The organism is Acinetobacter sp. 742879 (genome assembly GCF_000588535.1).
GTDB lineage: Bacteria > Pseudomonadota > Gammaproteobacteria > Pseudomonadales > Moraxellaceae > Acinetobacter > Acinetobacter pittii.
The window spans coordinates 37584-56773 of sequence record NZ_JFYC01000004.1; the positions used below are offsets into that span (position 1 = coordinate 37584).

Annotated in this window: 19 protein-coding genes and 1 tRNA gene; 11 read left to right on the forward strand and 9 right to left on the reverse strand. The window is 39.1% G+C overall.

What is annotated here, in order from left to right:
- The first annotated feature begins 15 nt into the window (after positions 1 to 15).
- From J690_RS11050 to J690_RS11075, 7 genes are read left to right on the forward strand one after another with little or no spacing between them, the layout of a single operon-like run.
- Positions 16 to 441 carry a hypothetical protein gene (locus J690_RS11050; protein WP_032035832.1) on the forward strand — a complete coding sequence of 142 codons (426 nt, stop codon included), beginning with the start codon at positions 16 to 18 and terminating at the stop codon, positions 439 to 441.
- Positions 438 to 896, forward strand: coding sequence for a hypothetical protein (locus J690_RS11055; protein WP_032035833.1), 459 nt, complete (start codon positions 438 to 440; stop codon positions 894 to 896). Before J690_RS11050 ends, J690_RS11055 begins: the two co-directional genes overlap by 4 nt.
- Positions 897 to 907: 11 nt before the next feature.
- Complete coding sequence (locus J690_RS11060; RefSeq protein ID WP_050688045.1) at positions 908 to 1537, forward strand: 3'-5' exonuclease; 630 nt, start codon at positions 908 to 910, stop codon at positions 1535 to 1537.
- Entirely contained in the window at positions 1534 to 1809 is a 276-nt protein-coding gene (locus tag J690_RS0104315; RefSeq protein WP_032035835.1) for a hypothetical protein, read from the forward strand. The genes J690_RS11060 and J690_RS0104315 overlap by 4 nt, the downstream gene beginning before the upstream one ends.
- Positions 1806 to 2141 carry a hypothetical protein gene (locus J690_RS11065; RefSeq protein WP_228132997.1) on the forward strand — a complete coding sequence of 112 codons (336 nt, stop codon included), beginning with the start codon at positions 1806 to 1808 and terminating at the stop codon, positions 2139 to 2141. The genes J690_RS0104315 and J690_RS11065 overlap by 4 nt, the downstream gene beginning before the upstream one ends.
- Positions 2141 to 2392: a hypothetical protein gene (locus tag J690_RS11070; protein WP_032035839.1), complete on the forward strand. Its 252-nt coding sequence runs from the start codon at positions 2141 to 2143 to the stop codon at positions 2390 to 2392. The genes J690_RS11065 and J690_RS11070 overlap by 1 nt, the downstream gene beginning before the upstream one ends.
- Positions 2385 to 2666, forward strand: a complete 282-nt coding sequence (locus tag J690_RS11075) for a hypothetical protein (protein ID WP_001113835.1) — start codon at positions 2385 to 2387, stop codon at positions 2664 to 2666. The genes J690_RS11070 and J690_RS11075 overlap by 8 nt, the downstream gene beginning before the upstream one ends.
- Positions 2667 to 2695: 29 nt before the next feature.
- Here J690_RS11075 and J690_RS11080 read toward each other — a convergent pair whose 3' ends face one another.
- The 5 genes from J690_RS11080 to efp form a co-directional block, all read right to left on the reverse strand.
- Positions 2696 to 3715, reverse strand: a complete 1020-nt coding sequence (locus J690_RS11080) for a tyrosine-type recombinase/integrase (protein WP_032035840.1) — start codon at positions 3713 to 3715, stop codon at positions 2696 to 2698.
- Between the two features lie 144 nt (positions 3716 to 3859).
- A tRNA-Val gene (locus J690_RS11085) sits at positions 3860 to 3936 on the reverse strand.
- Positions 3937 to 4103: 167 nt separating this feature from the next.
- Positions 4104 to 4409, reverse strand: coding sequence for a YbdD/YjiX family protein (locus J690_RS11090; protein ID WP_000980869.1), 306 nt, complete (start codon positions 4407 to 4409; stop codon positions 4104 to 4106).
- Positions 4409 to 6505 carry a carbon starvation CstA family protein gene (locus tag J690_RS11095; protein ID WP_017399304.1) on the reverse strand — a complete coding sequence of 699 codons (2097 nt, stop codon included), beginning with the start codon at positions 6503 to 6505 and terminating at the stop codon, positions 4409 to 4411. The genes J690_RS11090 and J690_RS11095 overlap by 1 nt, the downstream gene beginning before the upstream one ends.
- 164 nt (positions 6506 to 6669) lie before the next feature.
- Complete coding sequence (gene efp, locus J690_RS11100; protein ID WP_032035842.1) at positions 6670 to 7239, reverse strand: elongation factor P; 570 nt, start codon at positions 7237 to 7239, stop codon at positions 6670 to 6672.
- Between the two features lie 73 nt (positions 7240 to 7312).
- Between efp and epmB the strand changes: the two genes are divergently transcribed.
- The 3 genes from epmB to J690_RS11115 are packed head-to-tail and all read left to right on the forward strand — an operon-like array spanning position 7313 to position 12198.
- On the forward strand, positions 7313 to 8329 hold the full coding sequence (epmB, locus tag J690_RS11105; protein ID WP_032035844.1) for an EF-P beta-lysylation protein EpmB: 1017 nt from the start codon (positions 7313 to 7315) through the stop codon (positions 8327 to 8329).
- Between the two features lie 15 nt (positions 8330 to 8344).
- Positions 8345 to 10090, forward strand: coding sequence for a hypothetical protein (locus J690_RS11110; protein WP_032035846.1), 1746 nt, complete (start codon positions 8345 to 8347; stop codon positions 10088 to 10090).
- Positions 10087 to 12198 (forward strand): EAL domain-containing protein, encoded by a 2112-nt coding sequence (locus tag J690_RS11115; protein WP_081405142.1) that lies wholly within the window; start codon positions 10087 to 10089, stop codon positions 12196 to 12198. Before J690_RS11110 ends, J690_RS11115 begins: the two co-directional genes overlap by 4 nt.
- Positions 12199 to 12260: 62 nt before the next feature.
- Here J690_RS11115 and rpmE read toward each other — a convergent pair whose 3' ends face one another.
- The 4 genes from rpmE to J690_RS11135 all read right to left on the reverse strand — a co-directional run bounded on the left by rpmE (position 12261) and on the right by J690_RS11135 (position 16374).
- A complete protein-coding gene (gene rpmE / locus J690_RS11120) occupies positions 12261 to 12485 on the reverse strand; it encodes a 50S ribosomal protein L31 (protein WP_001200845.1) in 225 nt (74 codons plus the stop codon).
- A gap of 196 nt (positions 12486 to 12681) precedes the next feature.
- Positions 12682 to 13653 (reverse strand): bile acid:sodium symporter family protein, encoded by a 972-nt coding sequence (locus J690_RS11125; protein ID WP_081309613.1) that lies wholly within the window; start codon positions 13651 to 13653, stop codon positions 12682 to 12684.
- Between the two features lie 133 nt (positions 13654 to 13786).
- Positions 13787 to 14188 (reverse strand): lactoylglutathione lyase, encoded by a 402-nt coding sequence (gene gloA / locus J690_RS11130; RefSeq protein WP_032035854.1) that lies wholly within the window; start codon positions 14186 to 14188, stop codon positions 13787 to 13789.
- A 2-nt stretch (positions 14189 to 14190) separates the two neighbouring features.
- The gene (locus tag J690_RS11135; protein ID WP_081405135.1) at positions 14191 to 16374 is read right to left on the reverse strand and encodes an AmpG family muropeptide MFS transporter; all 2184 of its coding nucleotides are present in this window, start codon (positions 16372 to 16374) and stop codon (positions 14191 to 14193) included.
- A gap of 165 nt (positions 16375 to 16539) precedes the next feature.
- Between J690_RS11135 and J690_RS11140 the strand changes: the two genes are divergently transcribed.
- The gene (locus J690_RS11140) at positions 16540 to 19158 is read left to right on the forward strand and encodes a Lon protease family protein (RefSeq protein ID WP_005067989.1); all 2619 of its coding nucleotides are present in this window, start codon (positions 16540 to 16542) and stop codon (positions 19156 to 19158) included.
- Positions 19159 to 19190 lie beyond the last annotated feature (32 nt).

Genomic DNA, 19190 nt, shown 5'->3' on the forward strand with positions numbered 1-19190 from the left:
TTGGAGGGCCTTTAAATGCTTATTTGCCCATTACATTCTTATTTAAAGCAAAGCCTTAATGATCAAGTTGAAGCTTGGTTGGCTCAAGGCAATGAAATCAAAAAGCTTGCCCATGGTGAAAGTGGTCATGACTGGTCTTTCAATAATCAGCCAATCAGCGCTCAATCAACTTTACGTGAAATGATGACTAAATCCATCAAAAACCACAAAGCGAAAAAGGCTGAAAAGAAAAGTAGCAAACGAGCTACCAAAGCGCAGATTAATGAATTAATCAAATGGCTAGGCCAAAGCACAGGCCGCGGCACACTCTTAACTCAAAAGCTAGATTGTGCCCCATCGTTTATTTCACAAATTAAAAACTTCACCCGCCCTTGTTCTGCCGAGAATTATAAAAAGATCAAGGAAGCAATGTTGGAAATTGAACAGGATGAAAAACAATGAATAACATTGATTTAGCTATTGAAGACTTTGTTAGCAAAACACTCAATATCGAAGGGTTAACACTCAAAGAATTTGAGAAATCAGCAATCTCAAATGGCTTTTATTTCAAACAGCAAGGCGGTGATGAAAAACACGGAACGTATGCAATTTTTAAAACCTACAACGCCCACTCAGCTGCAATTACTAAATGCCATTGCGGTCATATCCACCGTTTAGAGGACATGTGCATTAAATGCCATCCAGCAAATGAGAACTTAAAAACTCTCAATATTAAATTTCCAACTTCATGCTCCCTTTGTGAGTTTTCGGAATATATGGAAATACAAGTAGAACCCCATAACGACAGCTATTCATGGTCAGGAAAAGTTAAATGCCCGAACTGCTCAAATACAGGTGAATTGCTATATGCAGATGGCTATGCATTTATCAGTTGGGCTATTGAATTACCGTTTTAAGGACAATAAAAATGAATAGATTAATGCTTGATTTTGAAACACTTGATGTTGGTGAATGCCCTGTCATTTTAAGCATGGGCGCTGTTGTATTTAATGAGACAGGTATTGTTGACTGCATCAGCGAAAAGATTGATCAGCAATCATGCCTAGACCTTGGTTGCACAATCTCAGAAAGCACGCTTGCGTGGTGGAAAGAACAATCAGAAGAAGCCCATAAAGCTGCTTTTGGTGGAACTACAAATATCGGCTATGCCATGGGAATGCTTGTTGGACTTTTCATGAAGCATGAATGTACTGAGATTTGGAGCGCTGGCTCACTCGCAGATATTCGATGGACTAATAATATTCTTGAAAAACTGCAAATGAAAAAACCATGGGAATTTTATCACGAAATGTGCTTTAGAACTTTCCGTGTATTTATGCCTCAGATCGAATTTGAAAAAACAGGCACAGCTCACAATGCTTTAGATGATGCGATCAACCAAGCAAGATACTGGATTGAAGCAACCAAGCAATTAAAAACCATACTTTTTCAAGGAATGGATCTGGCCCTTATTGATGATAAGGATATCAGCATTGCAGTTCATTTCGATGAAAACGGCAAGATGTCTTTTTATCCAGTTGAAGGAGAAAAAGCATGAAAATTAGACCAATTCGATTTAGTGATACACGCAATCACACTAAAAACTCAGTAGCAGATGATGTCACTGAGCGATACTCAACCTTTCTTTATGATAGTGCTGCACATGGAAAGTCATATTACATGGTCCGTTGTGCATTTTGTAAAGATGATTTTAAAGCTTTCAAATGGTCCTTAAGAGGTGGTGGTAAACGTTGCCCAAATTGCAAAGCAATTATGGGATCAAATGGTCAAACCTACCAATGGTCAAGTTTAGTTAAGGATAAACCATGAAAAGAATTACAAAAGACGTGAGCTATCATCCTTTAACTGAAGCCGAAGTTTTGGCAATACTTGCTGAAGGTGAATTAGATGCAAGCGACTTGCTTTACACAGCGAACCCAAACTTTGAAAAACGTTTTATGCGGTTAAATACAGCACTTTCAAAGCTACTTGATGAAGTACGCGAGTATTTTCCCGATGCTAATTATTACAGTCCCAATGATGGCATGGTTTTATTGCTTGGAAGTTCTCATGCGAAAAAGCACGATCAGCCAGCACAACAAGAATTAGTGGCTGCAACAAGTCATGCATTAGTTTGCAAGTTAAGTGGAGGTGACTGGTAATGGCTACATATATCGAAAAATTACAGGACCCTAAAACTGTTCAAAAGCTTGAGTCGTTGCTAGGTGGGCACATCATGAGCGTGTACAGAAATGCAGGCTTAAATCCCCCAGTTCCTGTATCACATGGTGGACGTTTCATCTATGCCGATCCAGCACCAGAAAAGTACGCACGTCATTTACGTGAAGGCATGAAACTGTTTGCTCAAGCGTTGGATGAAATGTCGCAAAATGATGGAGGGAATAATGCCTGAATTTATCGTAACGATTGAAGCAGATTCAGCACCTCAAATCGTTCTCGGTCAAATGCTTCTTGGCGGTACAGTTACCGCCCTGAAGCTTGAAAAGCGTAAGTTGGTATCTGTGGCCGAGCTGGTTGCTAAATATGGTCTATCAGATGAAACCATTCGCACAAAATGCATTTCGATCAACCAAGGTACTAACGGCAAGCATATGTATGATCCAGACGCAGCCGATGCAATATTAAAAAATCAAAAGGTCAGACGTGGACCTAAAAGAAAAAATTAATTATATGCCCGCTTTATGCGGGCTTAGTTTTATCCGTTAAATGCTTCAATCAGATCGGTTGCATCAGGGTTATAGTAAGTATTTACCAAGACATCAATTTTCTTATGACCTGTAATTTTGGCTAATACCTCAACAGGTAGCTTTCTAACTCTAACCATACGTGTAATAGCTTCATGACGGGTATCATGAAAATGAAGGTTATTAAGACCAATACTCGCTTTTCTTTTTTCCCACATTAATCTAAATGCATTTTCAGACTGAGGGATAATATTGCGTCCAGTGTGCTGAATTAATTTTAATAATTCTTTTGCCTCTTCAGATAGCGGTACGTTTCTTGAATCTCCATTCTTAGTTTTCGGTAGGTGGACATAGCCGTCATAAATATCTTTCTTTGCCATAGCCAACAATTCACCACGACGTAATGCAGTCTCTATGGCAAATAAAAAACCCCAAGCAACATAGTGCTGTGGCAACACTGGAACACTGCCCCTTTCATAATCTAAAGCCTTTAACATTAAATCTATTTCTGAAGGATGTATGCGACGGTCCCGAGCTTTTGGCTTTTTGGGTTTTGTCATTTGCATCCAAGGGTTTTCATCAATCAAAAACAATTCTTTTTGCGCGAATGTAAACATCGCACTGTAGTGTGAGATTTCCTTTAAAACCGTGTTCTCACTAACTTCTGATAAGCGTTTGTTACGCCAGTTAGTTAGGTCTTTTGGAGTAATTTCATATATTGATTTTTGTGCCAATGCACCAAACTTCATTTCAAAATTTTTATACTGCCCTTTTATCCAATCACGTGAAGATTTAGAAGGATTAAACTGTCCAACATCCTGAAAGTATTTATTGCTCAAATCACGAAATAAAAACTTTGGCTTCTCTTCACCAGCATCTATACGCGATTGTGATTTTAATTCTAGTAATTTTAATGCTGCCCATTGCAAGCATTCTTTTGGCGTATCTCTGGTACAGTAATAACGTTTCCCTTGATGAGAAACAGTAATTGTATATGTCTCACCTCTTTTACGCGGTGTAGGTAGTTTCATGTTGTCGCAGATTTGTCGCAAATGGCGTGGAAATATTGCCATTTTTTGCCAAAATTTCCAACTCTGCCAAGTACTGAATGCGACAAACAGGCATAAAAAAAGACTTATAAGCTACTGAATTGCTTATAAGTCCTTGATACATCTTGGTAGGTATATCCAGACTCGAACTGGAGACCTCTACGATGTCAACGTAGCGCTCTAACCAACTGAGCTATACACCTAGAATGGAAAGCATAATATTCATTTTTCAAAAGCAAAACAAGTGATTTACCATCGAAAAAAATACAAATGAGCAGACTTTAAGCAAACTCTTTTTCATTTTCCAAAAAAGAAAAACGGTACATGGTTTAACCACATACCGTTTCTTTAGTTGACTATTAATCTCAACTTAACAAGGACATTTCTTTAAATTACCGCCTGCCGATGGATATCTCGAATCAACACAATGACGGTAGAAAGTCGTCGCATCCATTGGTGTTAAATCAGGATGATGAGCTTTCATATGTTCCAGATAAGTTTGATAGTCTGGAACCCCAACCATCAGTCGAAAACTTTGCTGCAAACGCTGCCACAAGGTTGCAATGCGCGACCAGTTCTTTGGAGAAAGTAATAGCTCTTTTTGCGAGAGCACTGTCATTTTGATGATTTTCGCAATAATAACAGTTCCATTTTTTGCAAATTTAAAATTCATCATTACTCTCCTCGTGGAGTGACCACTTTCGGATCAGCATATACAGCTGGTGCTTCATGAGCAGTTGGTGTCGGGCTTGCTAACGCACGGCGCACAATACCAATCGCAGCAATCACCATTACAATCGCAACGATCATGAAGAAGCCACAAAGTGCAGCGTTGATTTGATTTGACATCACAATCGTCTGCATTTCTTCAAGTGTTTTTGCTGGTTTAAGAATTTCACCACGCGCAATCGCATCTGAAAATCTATTCGCTTGTGCTAAGAAACCAATCTTTGGATTTTCGTGGAAAATCTTTTGCCAGCCCGCAGTCATACAGGTAATGAACAAGAAAATTGTTGGGAAAATCGTTACCCATACATATTTTTCTTTTTTCATTTTAAACAGAATAACTGTACCCAAAATGAGTGCCATTGAAGCCAACATCTGGTTACCCACACCAAATAAAGGCCAGAGTGAATTGACACCACCTAACGGATCAATCACACCTTGATAGACGAAGAAGCCCCATCCACCTACCGCAACAGCAGTACCTAGCAAATTACCAAAGAATGAGCTTGAAGATTTAACCGCAGGAATAACAATACCCACAGTGTCTTGTACCATGAAACGACAAGCACGAGTACCCGCATCGACAGCAGTTAAAATGAATAATGCTTCGAATAAAATCGCAAAGTGGTACCAGAATGCCATCATTGAACGGCTGTTAAAAATTTCAGAAATGATATGTGCCATACCAATTGCAAAGGTAGGTGCACCACCTGTACGTGAAAGAATTGAGCTTTCACCCACTTCCTGAGCCAATACGGTTAGCATTTCAGGCGTAACCACAAAGCCTAAATTACGCACAGCTTCTGCCGCAGATTCTACAGTTGTACCGAGTACAGCCGCAGGCGCATTAATTGCAAAGTACACACCTGGGTCTAAGACAGTTGCACAGATCATCGCCATAATACCGACGAAAGATTCCATGAGCATGCCGCCGTAGCCAATCACACGAATGTCAGCTTCGTTATCAACGAGTTTTGGTGTTGTACCACTTGATACAAGCGCATGGAAACCAGAAATGGCACCACAGGCAATAGTAATAAATAGGAATGGAAATAAGCTACCAGAGAATACAGGGCCAGTACCGTCAATAAAATGAGTCACTGCCGGCATTTTTAGTTCAGGTAATGCAATCACAATACCAACGGCCAAGCCAAGAATGACACCAATTTTAAGGAAGGTTGATAGATAATCACGTGGTGCTAACAATAACCAGACTGGTAAAACTGATGCGATAAATCCATAAATGATTAAGCACCATGTAAGCTGTGTTCCTGTTAAAGTGAAAAACTCCCCCCAGTAAGGATCTGCTGCAACCTGTCCACCATAAACAATGGCAAGCATCATTAAAACGAAGCCGATAATAGAAACTTCGGCAATACGTCCCGGGCGAATAAAACGCATGTAAACGCCCATAAACAATGCAATTGGAATCGTCGCTGCAATACTGAAAACACCCCATGGACTATGAGCAAGTGCTTTCACCACAACTAATGCCAGTACCGCAAGGATAATAATCATTACCCCAAGCGCACCAAGCATGACCACAATACCGGCAAAAGAACCGAGTTCTTGTTTTGCCATTTCACCAAGTGAGCGACCGTCTCGACGTGTTGAAATAAATAAAACTAAAAAGTCTTGTACCGCACCCGCCAAAACCACACCGACCAATAACCAGATCGTTCCTGGTAAAAAGCCCATTTGTGCAGCCAAAATTGGTCCGACTAATGGCCCCGCTCCTGCAATGGCAGCAAAGTGGTGACCGAAAAGCACGTATTTATTGGTGGGAACATAATCCAGACCATCGGCCAAGCGATGTGCTGGGGTTAAACGTCTTGGGTTTAATTCAAATACTTTAGTTGCAATAAATAGACTATAAAATCGATATGCGATGCTATATACACATGCTGCAGCAAGTACAAGCCAAACCGCATTGACATGTTCACCACGACTGAGTGCCAGCATCCCAAAAGAAATTGCACCTATTATTGCCACTAGGCTCCAGACCAGCTTGGAGGGAAGCGTAGATTTCGCTTGCATTGTGTCCATTCTTAACCTCTCAATAAATAACTACAGCATTTTTATATTGTTATGTACTGTTTCTCTTAATCCCTGTGACTCTACTCCTCCTTTTTCTTTTTTCCTCTTATACTTTCGCATAAAAAAAGGGATGATTTACATCATCCCTTCGATAATAGTGTATTTTTTAACTATTATGCACGCTCTAAATAATCGCCAGTACGAGTATCTACACGAACGCTTTCTTCTTGCTGAACAAATAACGGAACACGAACAACCGCACCTGTTTCAAGCTTAGCTGGTTTACCGCCGCCGCCAGAAGTATCACCACGTACGCCCGGATCAGTTTCAACAATTTTCAATACAACGAAGTTCGGTGGGCTTACTGTTAAAGGTACGCCGTTGAACAACATAATTGTACATTTTTCATTTGAATCGTCTTTTAACCATTTAGCAGCATCGCCCATAGCAATTTTGTCTGCCGCGATTTGCTCAAAAGATACAGGATCCATGAAGTTCCACATTTCACCATCGTTGTATAGGTATTCCATTTCAACTTCAACGATGTCAGCTGCTTCTAAAGAGTCACCTGATTTGAAAGTTTTTTCTAATACTTTACCGGTTTTAAGGTTACGTAATTTTACACGGTTGAACGCTTGACCTTTACCTGGTTTTACATATTCGTTTTCCATGATTGAACATTGGTTACCATCAAGCATAACCTTAAGGCCTGCTTTGAAATCATTTGTAGAATAATAGGCCATGAAAGGCACACTCCAAACTTAACAAGTCAACTATGCGATATAATGCGTTGTTGCATTATCTTAATCGTGTCAAATGATAAACTATTTATACCAAGAGCAAAACTGGCAATCTCAACTGAGTGACCTTATTACTGATCCTTCGGAATTGCTAAGCCTACTCGAGTTATCCTCAGAACAGCTATTATCGGGTGCGATTCTGGCTTCTGAAAAGTTTAAATTGCGTGTTCCTCGTGCGTTCGTCGGAAAAATGAACGCTAAAAACCCGCTTGACCCGCTTTTGCTACAAGTATTACCCCATCATTTAGAACTCGAAGAACATCCTGAGTTTGTGACTGACCCATTAGGCGAAGAAGCAGCAAATCAATTACCGGGTGTATTACATAAATATAAATCGCGTTTTTTATTAACCTTGACTGGTGCTTGCGCCGTACATTGCCGTTATTGCTTCCGTCGTCATTTCCCCTATCAAGAAAATTTGCCAAAAAATGAAGATTGGCTAAATATTAAAAACTATATTGAAGCAAACCCGAACATTAACGAGATCATTTTGAGTGGTGGTGACCCGCTTACGCTTTCTAACCGTAAATTAGCACTTTGGTTAGAACGCCTATCATCTCTCAAACAAATCCAGATTCTGAGAATTCACTCACGAGTCCCAATTGTTATTCCTAACCGGATCGACGAAGAGCTAATTTCTTTATTAAAAAACAGTAGGCTGCGTATAGTTCTGGTGGTACACTCAAACCATGCTTCTGAACTCGATGACTTTACTTGTTCAAAATTGTTGCAGTTATCTGACCATCACATTACTGTACTAAATCAGGCAGTATTGCTTAAGGGTGTCAATGACTCTGCACAGACGTTAATTGATTTAAGTTATCGTTTATTTGAAGCTCGCGTTATGCCTTATTACTTACATGTTTTAGATAAAGTAAAAGGTGCACAACATTTTGATTTAGAATCATCCGAGATAGATGATATCTATCGTGACGTGTTAGCGAACCTACCGGGGTATTTGGTTCCTAAACTCGTCAGGGAAATTGCGGGCGAAAAGAATAAAACACCGCTTTTGGGGGCTACAACTTTTTGAGTTATATAATAAGTGATGATGAATAATGCGCTGTCGGACATTTTTCACAATCAAACCGAACTCTCTCGTGAACGGTTAAGCTTTTGTGAAGCCAATATTAAAGATCTTAATGAATGGGTCACTACCCTTTCTATTATGCAACTCGGTGATACGTCAAAAGCATTATTCACAGCCATTTTAGAGCTCAATGAATTAAAATGTAGTGAAACCTTACGTTTCGACCTCATACAAACGCTTCATCCGACCATTAACAATGTACTCGCCAGCCTAGAGAAAAACTTCTTTAACCAAGGCGTGATTAGTACAGATCGTAATGAGCACATTATTGAACTAGCGATGTTGCTCCGCTGCTATTTCGCCAGTATTTATCTAAATATTGCACAAAATAGTCATGAGCAACTACAGCATCAAAAGTTTTCACTCTTTGCCTATAAGCAAAAAAAGAATTTGCAAACGGCGCGTATCTTATCGACGTTTCATGCCCTGCAACAATTAACCAATCTCCTCTATCAGCAGCATATGCTTTATAGCGAGCCTCTTAAAGGCCAATGGTTAATAGCGCATCAGCTGTATGAAACCGCAGTTCAATACAAATACCATCTCATCAATATCAATCATATTCAGGGCATACAACACCCTTTAGCGAATATTACACAAGCTTATGCTCAGCTGATTTTGCTGGATATTTTAAATACCAACCAGATTCGTCAGTCAGAAATTCAGGCATTATTTCAATGTAGTTTTGACTGGGCAAGAATGATTCATATTTTGCCGAAAGATACCGCGTTAACGAAATATGTGGTCGATCCAAATAAAGACCATCCACCTGTTTATAATACAAAGCGTAGCTCTAACTTTAACCCAAGCATCTTCATCGGTACGCAAGCTTTACTTGAGCATGTCACTGCAACCATGCATAAAAATGCTCAATATATTTCTAAGAATGAAAAGTTTTATTTAAGCCCTGCTTTAAAGTTTCATGTTCAAACGATTTTAGGAACCACGGCTCAACGTCGTCATGAACGTTATGAGTACAATGCAGAGCTTCAAATTTGTTTTGGTTTAAGCACTGCCCATTTCTATCTGTCAAAAGCAAAAAACTTTGAAGAAACGCTACAGCTTAACCATAACTATAACTTACAAAGCGAAGCTAAAGTTTTATCCAACTTAGAGAAAAAAGAACAACAAACCAGCTCTTATCAACGCTTGAGTCGTGAGAGTAAAACCATTTATCAAACCACCGTTCTCGATATTAGTGTTAATGGATATCGTATTAAATGGTCTGGCGAAGCACCGAAAAACTTAAGAACTGGTGAATACATTTTAGTTAAAGAAACTTTGCATGGACAATGGCGTGGCGGTGTAATTCGCTGGATTAAACAATCGACCGAAAAATCCTTAGAGTTAGGTTTAGAGATTTTGTCACAAGCCATGTTCCCTTGTTCAGTGCATATTCAAGCTGAGCGCCATACTCGCAATTATCATCCCGCACTATTACTACAAACACACAATCTAGAAGAAATACAAAATACGCTTATTTTACCGGGCTCTCAAATTTTTAGAGAGCAACAAACAATTCATTTACGATTGGGGACAGAAGAAATCAAAGTGTATCTACTCAAAGCACAACTCATTACGCAAAGTTTTATTCAATTTCATTTCGAACTTTTAAATGAGCAGCAACAAGGTCTGCTTGATCAGTTCATGATGAAAAAGGGTAATAACTCTAGCACTCAAGATTTATGGGAAGCACTAAAGTGAGAAACTCTTTATTATCTAAAAAGTTAAAACGTACTGAAACACGTTTACTCATTATTGATGACAACCAGCTACGTTATAACCAGATTTTAAATTTATTATTGGGGAATGATTATCAAGTTCAGGCATTATTACTTGATGATTTAAAAAGTTTTGAAAAACAGTTAAATACGCCGTGGGATGCTATTATTTTTGGTCGTGCTTATGACCTAAAAATTGAACAAACTCTCTCCCTCATTCAAGCATCTGAGCAGCCAAATTTACCTGTTTTATTATTACAACCTGAAGATTATCAGCCTCAGCAATATCAGACTTATATTCAAAAAGGTATCTATGATGTAGTTCCATTAGAACCATTAGATTATTTTTATATCACTCTTATTCGGACCTTGTCGTATAGCCACTTATTGCAGACTGAACAACGCCTGACAAATGAGTTAGAAACAATTCACTCCCATACACAAACATTGGTCAACAATAGCCATAAAGCTGTTGCCCTTTTTCAAGAAGGGATGCATGTTAAGGCAAATACAGAATACCTCAATCTTTTTGGATTTAAGCAAGAAGACGAGATTCTTGGTCTACCGATTTTAGATGTTTTACAACCTGATGATTTAAATGTTTTTAAACAAAGATTTAAGAAAATTTCATTAGGCCAATTCGATCAGGCACGTTTTGAAATTCAGAGTCAACATGCAGCAATCGCAGGTAACAACGCTCTAAAACTAGAGTTTATTCCTAGTCAGGAAGAAGATGCCGTACAGCTAACTATTGACTATCAACTAGATTTAAAAACACCTGCAAACACACTTTTTTCAGAAAAGAGTTATGGTGTACAAACGCCTTGGCAACAAATTAATCGACAACTATCGACCTACCCTGCTCAAGTCAATGCGTTAATTTTATTTAAATTAAATCAGTGCCCAGAGCGAGTATTTCAACAAGATTGGCAAACTCCTGCACAATATTTTAATCAGCTGCAAAGTTTCTTAAAAGAACACGCGCAAATGCCGATTTTTAATATCGAACTTGGTGCATATGTTGGCGTTTTACAAGCTGAAAACAGCACAGTCCTTAACTCCCAACTGACTAGTCTGCAAAGTTTGCAAAAAGAGCATTTATTAAAGATTAATGAGCTTAATTACTCGATCCAATTTAAGCTGAGCTATGCCCCAATTACTGAACCTTTAAATGAAGATAGCTTTACAAGCTTACTTGCTCAAACAAGTCAGCAAGAGTTACCTAAGGCGCAGGCAGAAATTGAGTTAGCTCCAACCATCGAGACTATCGCTCCTGAGCCTGTCAAAACTTCTATATCGCTTGATCTTAGCCTTGAGCAAGTCGATACTCCTTTGCAATCTTCGTTATTACAGCAATTAAAGCAACAACTAGCTCGAAGTGAAATTCATTTAAAATATCAGCAGATCTACGATAAACATGATCAAGAAACCCATAACTATGAGGTGACGAGCGGTTTTATTAGCGATGAACAATGGTATGACATAAATGACTTGGCTGAATTAAGAGAAGACAGTGAACTTTCTATTCAATTAGATCGCTGGATTTTGGTTGAGGCATGTAAGCAACTACATAACTTTATTACTCAGTACCCGAAAGCTAAACTGATTATTAACCTGAATATTGATATCTTGCTCAAAGATAAATCCTTCCCTGAGCTGATTTCAAAACTACTCACCATTATTGGTAGCAAGCTTGAAAGCCCATTGGTTTTACAATTTTCAGAACAAGCGATTCAACCTCATCTTGCAATTGCTCAGCAACACATAACTCGCCTGCGTCAATACGGCGCAGAAATTTCGATTCGGGATTTCAGCTCTTCTATGTATAGCGAATCAATATTGCAACAACTTGATATTCAATATTTAAAACTGCAATCGAAGAAAACAGAGCTGTTAAACTCAGATGATGGTCTAGCTCGCTTACAAGAAAAGGTTTTGAACTATTTGACTGTAAAACCAGTCGGGATTTTACTGAGTGAACTTAATGACATGAACTCATTTGCAAATGCTTGGAATGTAGAAGCTCGTTTCTTGCAAGGTCAATATTTTCAGAAAAAACTTGATCGATTAACAGACGTACAAGACCAATAATGGTCTTGTACTGAAAAACAAAAAACGGGCATAAAGCCCGTTTTTTGTTTCGTGTTGCAGTATTAACGCTTGATAGAGCGAGACATACCAGCAAAACGTTGTTTGAATTTGTCGATACGACCACCAGTGTCTACATTCTTTTGCTTACCAGTGTAGAATGGGTGGCAAGCTGAACATACGTCAAGGTAGATAGTTTCTTTACCTAAAGCAGAACGAGTTTCGATTACGTTACCGCAAGAACAAGTTGCAACTAATTTTTCATATTTTGGGTGAATATCGGCGCGCATCGTCGATTACTCCTAATTGGAAGAAAGGCTTAAGCTGTCATCGCAATTGATCACTCTCAACTAAGTTGAGGACAGGCTCAAAATGAGCAGATCAACACCACAACAGACCATTCTTTTGGCCCACCGAAACCTCTAGGGTTAGAGCTAAGCACAACAAGTGGGCAGCATTATACGTCAAATAATTTTCTTTTGCGAATTAATCTTTCGATTTAGCCCAGTAATTTGCAATCACGCCACACACCATTAATTGGATTTGGTGAAAGATCATAATAGGCAAAACGATCATGCCTAATGGTTGGCCAATAAATAAGATTTGCGCCATCGGAACACCACTTGCCAAGGTCTTTTTAGAGCTACAAAAGAAAACCGTAACTTGATCTGCTCGGTTAAAACCTAAAGCACGTGGTAGGTAAAGTGCTAATAGCATAATGACTGTTAAGAGCACTGAACACGCAATTGTTAGAATGAGTAAAGTTTTCCAACTTACTTGATGCCAAAGTCCTGCAACTACTGCTCCACTAAATGCGCCATACACCACCATCAAAATCGAGCCTTGATCGAATGCTTTAACAATACTCGGAACTTTTGCCATATAAGGGAAAATATAAGGACGTAATAATTGACCTAAAATAAATGGCACTAACAGTAATAATGTAATTTGTATAATTGAAGTCGTCGGGTCAAATCCATGTTGGCTTTGGCCTAAAATAAAGAAGCTCACCAATACTGGCGTAATAAACATACCAATCAAGTTTGAAAAAGATGCACTGCACACCGCTCCCGCCACGTTCCCTTTTGCAACCGACGTAAATGCAATAGAGGATTGAACTGTAGAGGGTAAAAAGCACATAAATAAAAAACCCCAGTAGAGCTGTTGACCTAACAGAGGTAATAAAATTGGCTTAGCCAACAGACCAATCACAGGGAAAATAAAGAAAGTAAATGCGAAGACCAGTAAATGCATTTTCCAATGCAAAATACCTTCAATTACAGCCTCACGTGATAGTTTCGCACCATGCAAAAAGAATAAGATTGCAATTGCGACTGTGGTCAGTGTATTGAAATATTGCGCTGCTTGACCACTGACTGGAAAGAATGTTGCGAGTAGTACCATTCCAACCAATAAAATTGTAAATCGATCAAGCGCCAATAACTTCAGCATAGCCATATCCTATGATTATTTTAGATAAATAAAAAACCCAGTTGATAAATTGACCATTTGGTCAAGCCTTCATCATACTGGGCTAAAAAAATAAAGCTAGACTTTTAAGAACTAATTCTTAAAGCATCACAGTCAATTTTTAATTATTTGTCGCATTAGCATCTTGTTGAATCAATTCGACTTTATAGCCGTCTGGATCTTCAACAAATGCGATCACGGTAACACCACCTTTCATTGGACCCGCTTCGCGAACAACTTTCCCACCACGTGCTTTAATTTCTGCACACGCTTTGTAGGCATCGTCAACACCAATCGCAATGTGACCATAGGCATTGCCTAAATCATAACTTGATGTATCCCAGTTATGGGTAAGCTCAAGCACGGTATTGGTTTCTTCATCACCGTAACCAACAAATGCTAGTGTAAAGCGCCCTTCTTCATAATCACGCTTACGAAGTAACTTCATCCCTAATACTTCGGTATAGAACTTTAAAGATTGTTCTAAATTGCCTACTCGCAACATTGTATGAAGCATTCGCATGTTTATTCACCTGCCTTTTCTGATTCATGTGTTTGATGATCTCTTAGCAATTTTCCAACCCAAACCACTAAGATCAAGATTGGAATACCAATAAGAGTTGTCATCAAAAAGAACTTTGGGTAACCAATATTACTGACTATGGTACCTGAATATCCACCCAAAAGTTTTGGAGTAAGTGTCATGAGTGAACTAAAGATTGCATATTGAACAGCTGTAAATGAGACACTCGTTAAACTTGAAAGGAATGCAATAAATGCCGCACCAGCCAAACCAGAAGCTAAATTATCGACAATAATGGCAAAATAAAGCCATAAAGAACTATATGGTTTAATGACCTTACCGCTGACTTCAACAGATTGACCAGAAAGCGGATCAATATAAGCTACCGGTTCAATATTCACATCAAGTTCACTTGCCGCTTCTTGATTTGAGCTAACAGCATATGAATGAGATGCAGAAAGTATTTTTTGTTCGCCATCCATTACAGCTACGTTAAGCTCTTTACTTGTCGATGCCACTAGTTTTTTTGCATCAATGGCTGTACTAAAAACACCTTTTTGATCAGTCATTTTTGCATCAAAATTTTGCCCATCAAGGCTAATAATAATTTTTTGGGTAGGAGTTAATGCTTGTCCAAAGTATTGCCCTCGAACCACAACACTTCCCTCACCATCTTTAAGTGAGACCTGATCATTGCCCATAACGGGTAAAATTTGTAGAGGCGATTTAGCTGACTCAGTTGTCAGTAATGGCTGAGTACGTGTAACAGGCGCTACATCATTTGAAGCATAAGCAGCTTTTACTTCAATTTGTTTTGTTCCACTAAAAGCAGAACTTGGTACTTCTAACTTCCATAACCCGACTTCATCTGGCTTGACTTGATAGCTATGTTCACCAACTTTTACGTCTACCATATCTAATGGCTGACCAGATTTTACTAGTCCAATAAAAATTAAATTGGTAGAGCTAGCCAAAACAGCACCGACAAACATCAGTTTCATAATGTTGATGCGCTGTGCTAAAAGACCACCTAAGAAACCGCCGACTAAACTAAATAGTACCCCATAGATTTTAACTGCTTCTGCAATTTGCTCTTTACTGAAGTTAAGATCTTGGTAGAACACATTAGAAATAACACCAGCAATAATGTCTGAAATACGGAAGAAACCAATAAGTAGCAACAACACTAATGCGAGTTTGGCACCATAGCGTTTAAAGAAATCTAGAATTGGTGCAATCCATGTCTCTTTCGCCATTTGCTGGTTAACCACACCAATTTTAACGAGTAGATAACCTACAAAAATCGCAGCAGCAGTTGCAGTTAAAAATCTTAAAGCTTCCAAACCAAATAACGCAGCACTGTCTTTAATATTACCAGCTTGTGAAATGGCCTCGGTAACTTGCCCAGAATAAATATAAGTGACTACGAATGAAATAACTGCAATAAAAAATACGAGAACCAAACGGTAGTAATCACTACTCTTATAATTTTTATAAACTCGATTTACAACAGGCTCACGCACAAGTAGGGTCGTGACAATACCCACTAACATAACGCCTGCCATGGTTAAATAAGTCGTTTTCCAAGCTTCGTAAATGTAATTACCTTTAGCAGTTCCCAAGTGGGCAGCTAGAAATAATGCACCCGCTCCAGCCACAATCATGCCAATTCGGTAACCCGCATTATAGGTAGAGGCCAAAACCGTTTGCATTTCTGTTTCTGCTAATTCAATACGGTAAGCATCAATCACAATATCTTGGGTGGCTGCCGAGAAGCCGAGTAATACAGCACCTACCGCCATTTGAATAAGATAACTTTGACCTAAAGCAGGATCAGAGAAAGCCATAATACAAATAGCAAGAACGATCAAACACTGTGCAATTAACAACCAAGCTCGTCTTCGGCCTAAGGTTTTAGTTAAGACAGGCACAGGTAACTCATCGATAAGAGGAGCCCAAACGAACTTAAAAGAGTAACCTAGGGCAGCCCAACTAAAAAAAGTGACTGCACTTTTATCAATGCCCGCCTCTCCAAGCCATAAAGAGAGACTAGAGAAAATTAATAAAATCGGAATTCCGGCAGAAAAACCTAGAAACAGCATAATTAATGCACGGCGATCTAAAAATGCTTTAAAAGCCGAGACCCAACCCGAAGCTTGTGTGGTCATTCGTTTTTTATTTTCCATAAATTATAAATGTGCCTATTCAAACCCTTCTTACAATTCCTTTCAAGATTCTTTATGCAATCAATTTTGTTTTGGCGATAAAAACGGCAAGTTTGCTTGATATTTTATGCTAAACCTGTATACCTTTAAGCTTCAACCTTCGTTTTCTTTTGCTGGATATCAACAGTGACACAAAAACTTGATCAAGTGACCATCTCAACTTTATCACTCGCTAAAACAAACACCACAAACGTCACAATAAATGCATTTCCTTCAGCTTTTGAGCAACCTGATATAAAAATGACTTTGGATAAAACAGCCTTAAAACCCGAACAACTTACACATATTCCAGATTTTGAAAAAATTCCAGCTTCTACAAAACGTATAAAACCGCTTAATAACTTTTTAGGACAAGACCGTGCCAAAGCATCGGTAGAAGCAGGTATTTCTTTACCCTACTCTGGCTATAACATTTTTGCAGTAGGAACAGCAGGCTTGGGTAAACGCACCATGATTAAGCGTTTACTCCAACAACATGCGAAAACAATGCCTACTCCAGATGACTGGGTATATGTTTATAATTTTAAGCAAGCACGCCAACCACTTGCTTTACGCTTCCCTGCTGGACAAGGAACCAAGTTTCAACATGCCCTTCATCAAACTTGGCAAATTATTTTAAAACAGCTTGAACGCCGTTTTAGTGCCGAGACCTATCATAATCGTATTGAGCGTATCCGTGAGGAAACTGGAGATGAGCAGCAACAAGCGCTTGTCGAGTTAACCAAAGAAGGTGAAGAACTCGATTTAAAACTCATCTCTCGCAATGAAAAGCATGGCTTTGTACCTGTACAAGTAAAAGATGATCAGGTGCAAGAACTCACCCAAACAGAAATTGATGCTTTAAATACTAAGCAACGTGCTGAAATTGCAGCGAATGTTCGCTACATGGATAAAAAGCTCGAGCGTCTTGGTTTGCATTTAGGTGATTTAGAAGATGACGCACGTGACAAAGTCTCTGTGTTGAATCGAGACATCGCGACTCAAGTGGTTAAGCCACGCATGGATTTGATTTTAAATAAATATGGTCAAGTCAAAGGCCTTGAAGATTATTTAAAACAATATGCTCAAGATGTAATTGATAATGTTGAACTCATTTTAGAGCAAGAAGAAGATGACTTTGCTCCGGCAATGTTCAATCGTGTGCCTGCACGATATCAGGCCAATGTAATTGTCTCAAACAAACCAAACAGTGGTGCACCAGTTATTTTTGAAGATTTCCCAACGCACTACAACTTGCTTGGTCATGTTGAACAACTTACTCACAACGGTACAATTACCACAGATTTCACTCTCATTCGTCCAGGTGCTCTACATCAAGCGAATGGTGGCTTTTTAATGCTTGAGGCCGAGCAATTACTCGAACAGCCTTATGCATGGCAAGGTTTAAAGCGTGCCTTGAAATCAGGTCAACTCAAGCTTTCTTCTCTTGAACATATGCTGACATTAACAGGCTCTATCTCGATAGAACCTGCTGCGGTTCCACTTGATATTAAAGTGGTTCTTATGGCAGAGCCTGAGATTTATTATGAAATTTTAGAAGTAGAACCAGAGCTTGGCAGTGTCTTTAAAATTCGTGCAGATTTTACCGATACTCTGCAACGTAATGACGAAAATGAGCAAGCCTACATGCAGCTAATTGCTGATTATGTACAAGCGGATAAATTACTTCCGTTTGACCGCAGTGCTTTAGCAGCTTTACTTACCGACTCAAGTCGTCAGGCAGAAGATCAAAGCTCACTGTCATTACATGCTTCAACTTTGGGCGACCTGATTCGGGAAGCACATCACCATGCTTTTAAAGCTAATGAAAAGCTTGTAACTGACCAGCACATTAACTTGGCACTACAACACAGACAGTATCGCTTAGGCTATTTAAGAGAGCTTTACTGGCAAGATCTGTCACGTGGAACTCAGTTAATCGAGACTTCTGGTCATCGTTTAGGTCAAATCAATGCCCTCTCTGTTATTCACTATGCAGATGTTGAGTTTGGTTTACCTTCACGTTTGACTGCATCAGTTTATCAAGGCGGCGGCGATATTCTTGATATTGAACGTAGTGTAGAACTTGGTGGTTCACTGCATGCCAAAGGCGTGTTGCTCATGTCTAGCTTCTTGAAAGCTCACTTTGGTCGTGAACAGATTTTACATTTCTCTGCTGCTCTAGCCTTTGAACAAAGTTATGGACAAGTAGATGGCGACAGTGCAACAGTTGCCGAGCTTTCTGCATTAATTTCTGCAATTAGCCAAATACCAATTGATCAATCTTGGGCAATTACGGGTTCTATGAACCAGTTAGGCCAAGTTCAACCAATTGGTGGTGTAAATGCAAAAATTGAAGGCTTCTATGATGCGTGTAAATTACAAGGTTTAACTGGTAAACAAGGTGTCATTATTCCACGTCAAAACATGCAGCACTTGATGTTACGCCAAGATGTAATTGATGCGGTACAAAGTGGTCAATTCCATATTCATGCGATTGATACTATTGATCAAGCGCTTGAAATCCTAATGGCCCGCCCTGTCGGTACACTCGACAAAAAAGGTAAGTACAGTAAACACTCTATTTATGCTGCTGTAATGGAGCAACTCGAATATTGGCAAGCCATTGAAGATGGCGCAGAAATTGAAGAGGAGCCAAAGAAGAAAAAGAAAAATAAGAAAAAAATTAAGAAGCATGAAGAACTTACTGCGGAAGATCTACCACAAGAAAGTGTAGAAGAAGTCGCAACCTTAAAACAGAAGTAATAAAAAAGGGCCTGTCCAATACAGGCCCTTTT

What these genes read in the sequence shown, in the direction of transcription:
- gloA (WP_032035854.1), bottom strand. Translation starts at nt 14,188, where the DNA reads ATGCGAATGCTTCATACAATGTTGCGAGTAGGCAATTTAGAACAATCT.
- J690_RS11125 (WP_081309613.1), bottom strand. Translation starts at nt 13,653, where the DNA reads ATGGCTATGCTGAAGTTATTGGCGCTTGATCGATTTACAATTTTATTG.
- J690_RS0104315 (WP_032035835.1), top strand. Translation starts at nt 1,534, where the DNA reads ATGAAAATTAGACCAATTCGATTTAGTGATACACGCAATCACACTAAA.
- J690_RS11090 (WP_000980869.1), bottom strand. Translation starts at nt 4,409, where the DNA reads ATGATGAATTTTAAATTTGCAAAAAATGGAACTGTTATTATTGCGAAA.
- efp (WP_032035842.1), bottom strand. Translation starts at nt 7,239, where the DNA reads ATGGCCTATTATTCTACAAATGATTTCAAAGCAGGCCTTAAGGTTATG.
- J690_RS11075 (WP_001113835.1), top strand. Translation starts at nt 2,385, where the DNA reads ATGCCTGAATTTATCGTAACGATTGAAGCAGATTCAGCACCTCAAATC.
- J690_RS11065 (WP_228132997.1), top strand. Translation starts at nt 1,806, where the DNA reads ATGAAAAGAATTACAAAAGACGTGAGCTATCATCCTTTAACTGAAGCC.
- J690_RS11095 (WP_017399304.1), bottom strand. Translation starts at nt 6,505, where the DNA reads ATGGACACAATGCAAGCGAAATCTACGCTTCCCTCCAAGCTGGTCTGG.
- rpmE (WP_001200845.1), bottom strand. Translation starts at nt 12,485, where the DNA reads ATGCGCGCCGATATTCACCCAAAATATGAAAAATTAGTTGCAACTTGT.
- J690_RS11080 (WP_032035840.1), bottom strand. Translation starts at nt 3,715, where the DNA reads ATGAAACTACCTACACCGCGTAAAAGAGGTGAGACATATACAATTACT.
- J690_RS11135 (WP_081405135.1), bottom strand. Translation starts at nt 16,374, where the DNA reads ATGGAAAATAAAAAACGAATGACCACACAAGCTTCGGGTTGGGTCTCG.
- J690_RS11055 (WP_032035833.1), top strand. Translation starts at nt 438, where the DNA reads ATGAATAACATTGATTTAGCTATTGAAGACTTTGTTAGCAAAACACTC.
- J690_RS11070 (WP_032035839.1), top strand. Translation starts at nt 2,141, where the DNA reads ATGGCTACATATATCGAAAAATTACAGGACCCTAAAACTGTTCAAAAG.
- epmB (WP_032035844.1), top strand. Translation starts at nt 7,313, where the DNA reads ATGATAAACTATTTATACCAAGAGCAAAACTGGCAATCTCAACTGAGT.
- J690_RS11110 (WP_032035846.1), top strand. Translation starts at nt 8,345, where the DNA reads ATGATGAATAATGCGCTGTCGGACATTTTTCACAATCAAACCGAACTC.
- J690_RS11050 (WP_032035832.1), top strand. Translation starts at nt 16, where the DNA reads ATGCTTATTTGCCCATTACATTCTTATTTAAAGCAAAGCCTTAATGAT.
- J690_RS11060 (WP_050688045.1), top strand. Translation starts at nt 908, where the DNA reads ATGAATAGATTAATGCTTGATTTTGAAACACTTGATGTTGGTGAATGC.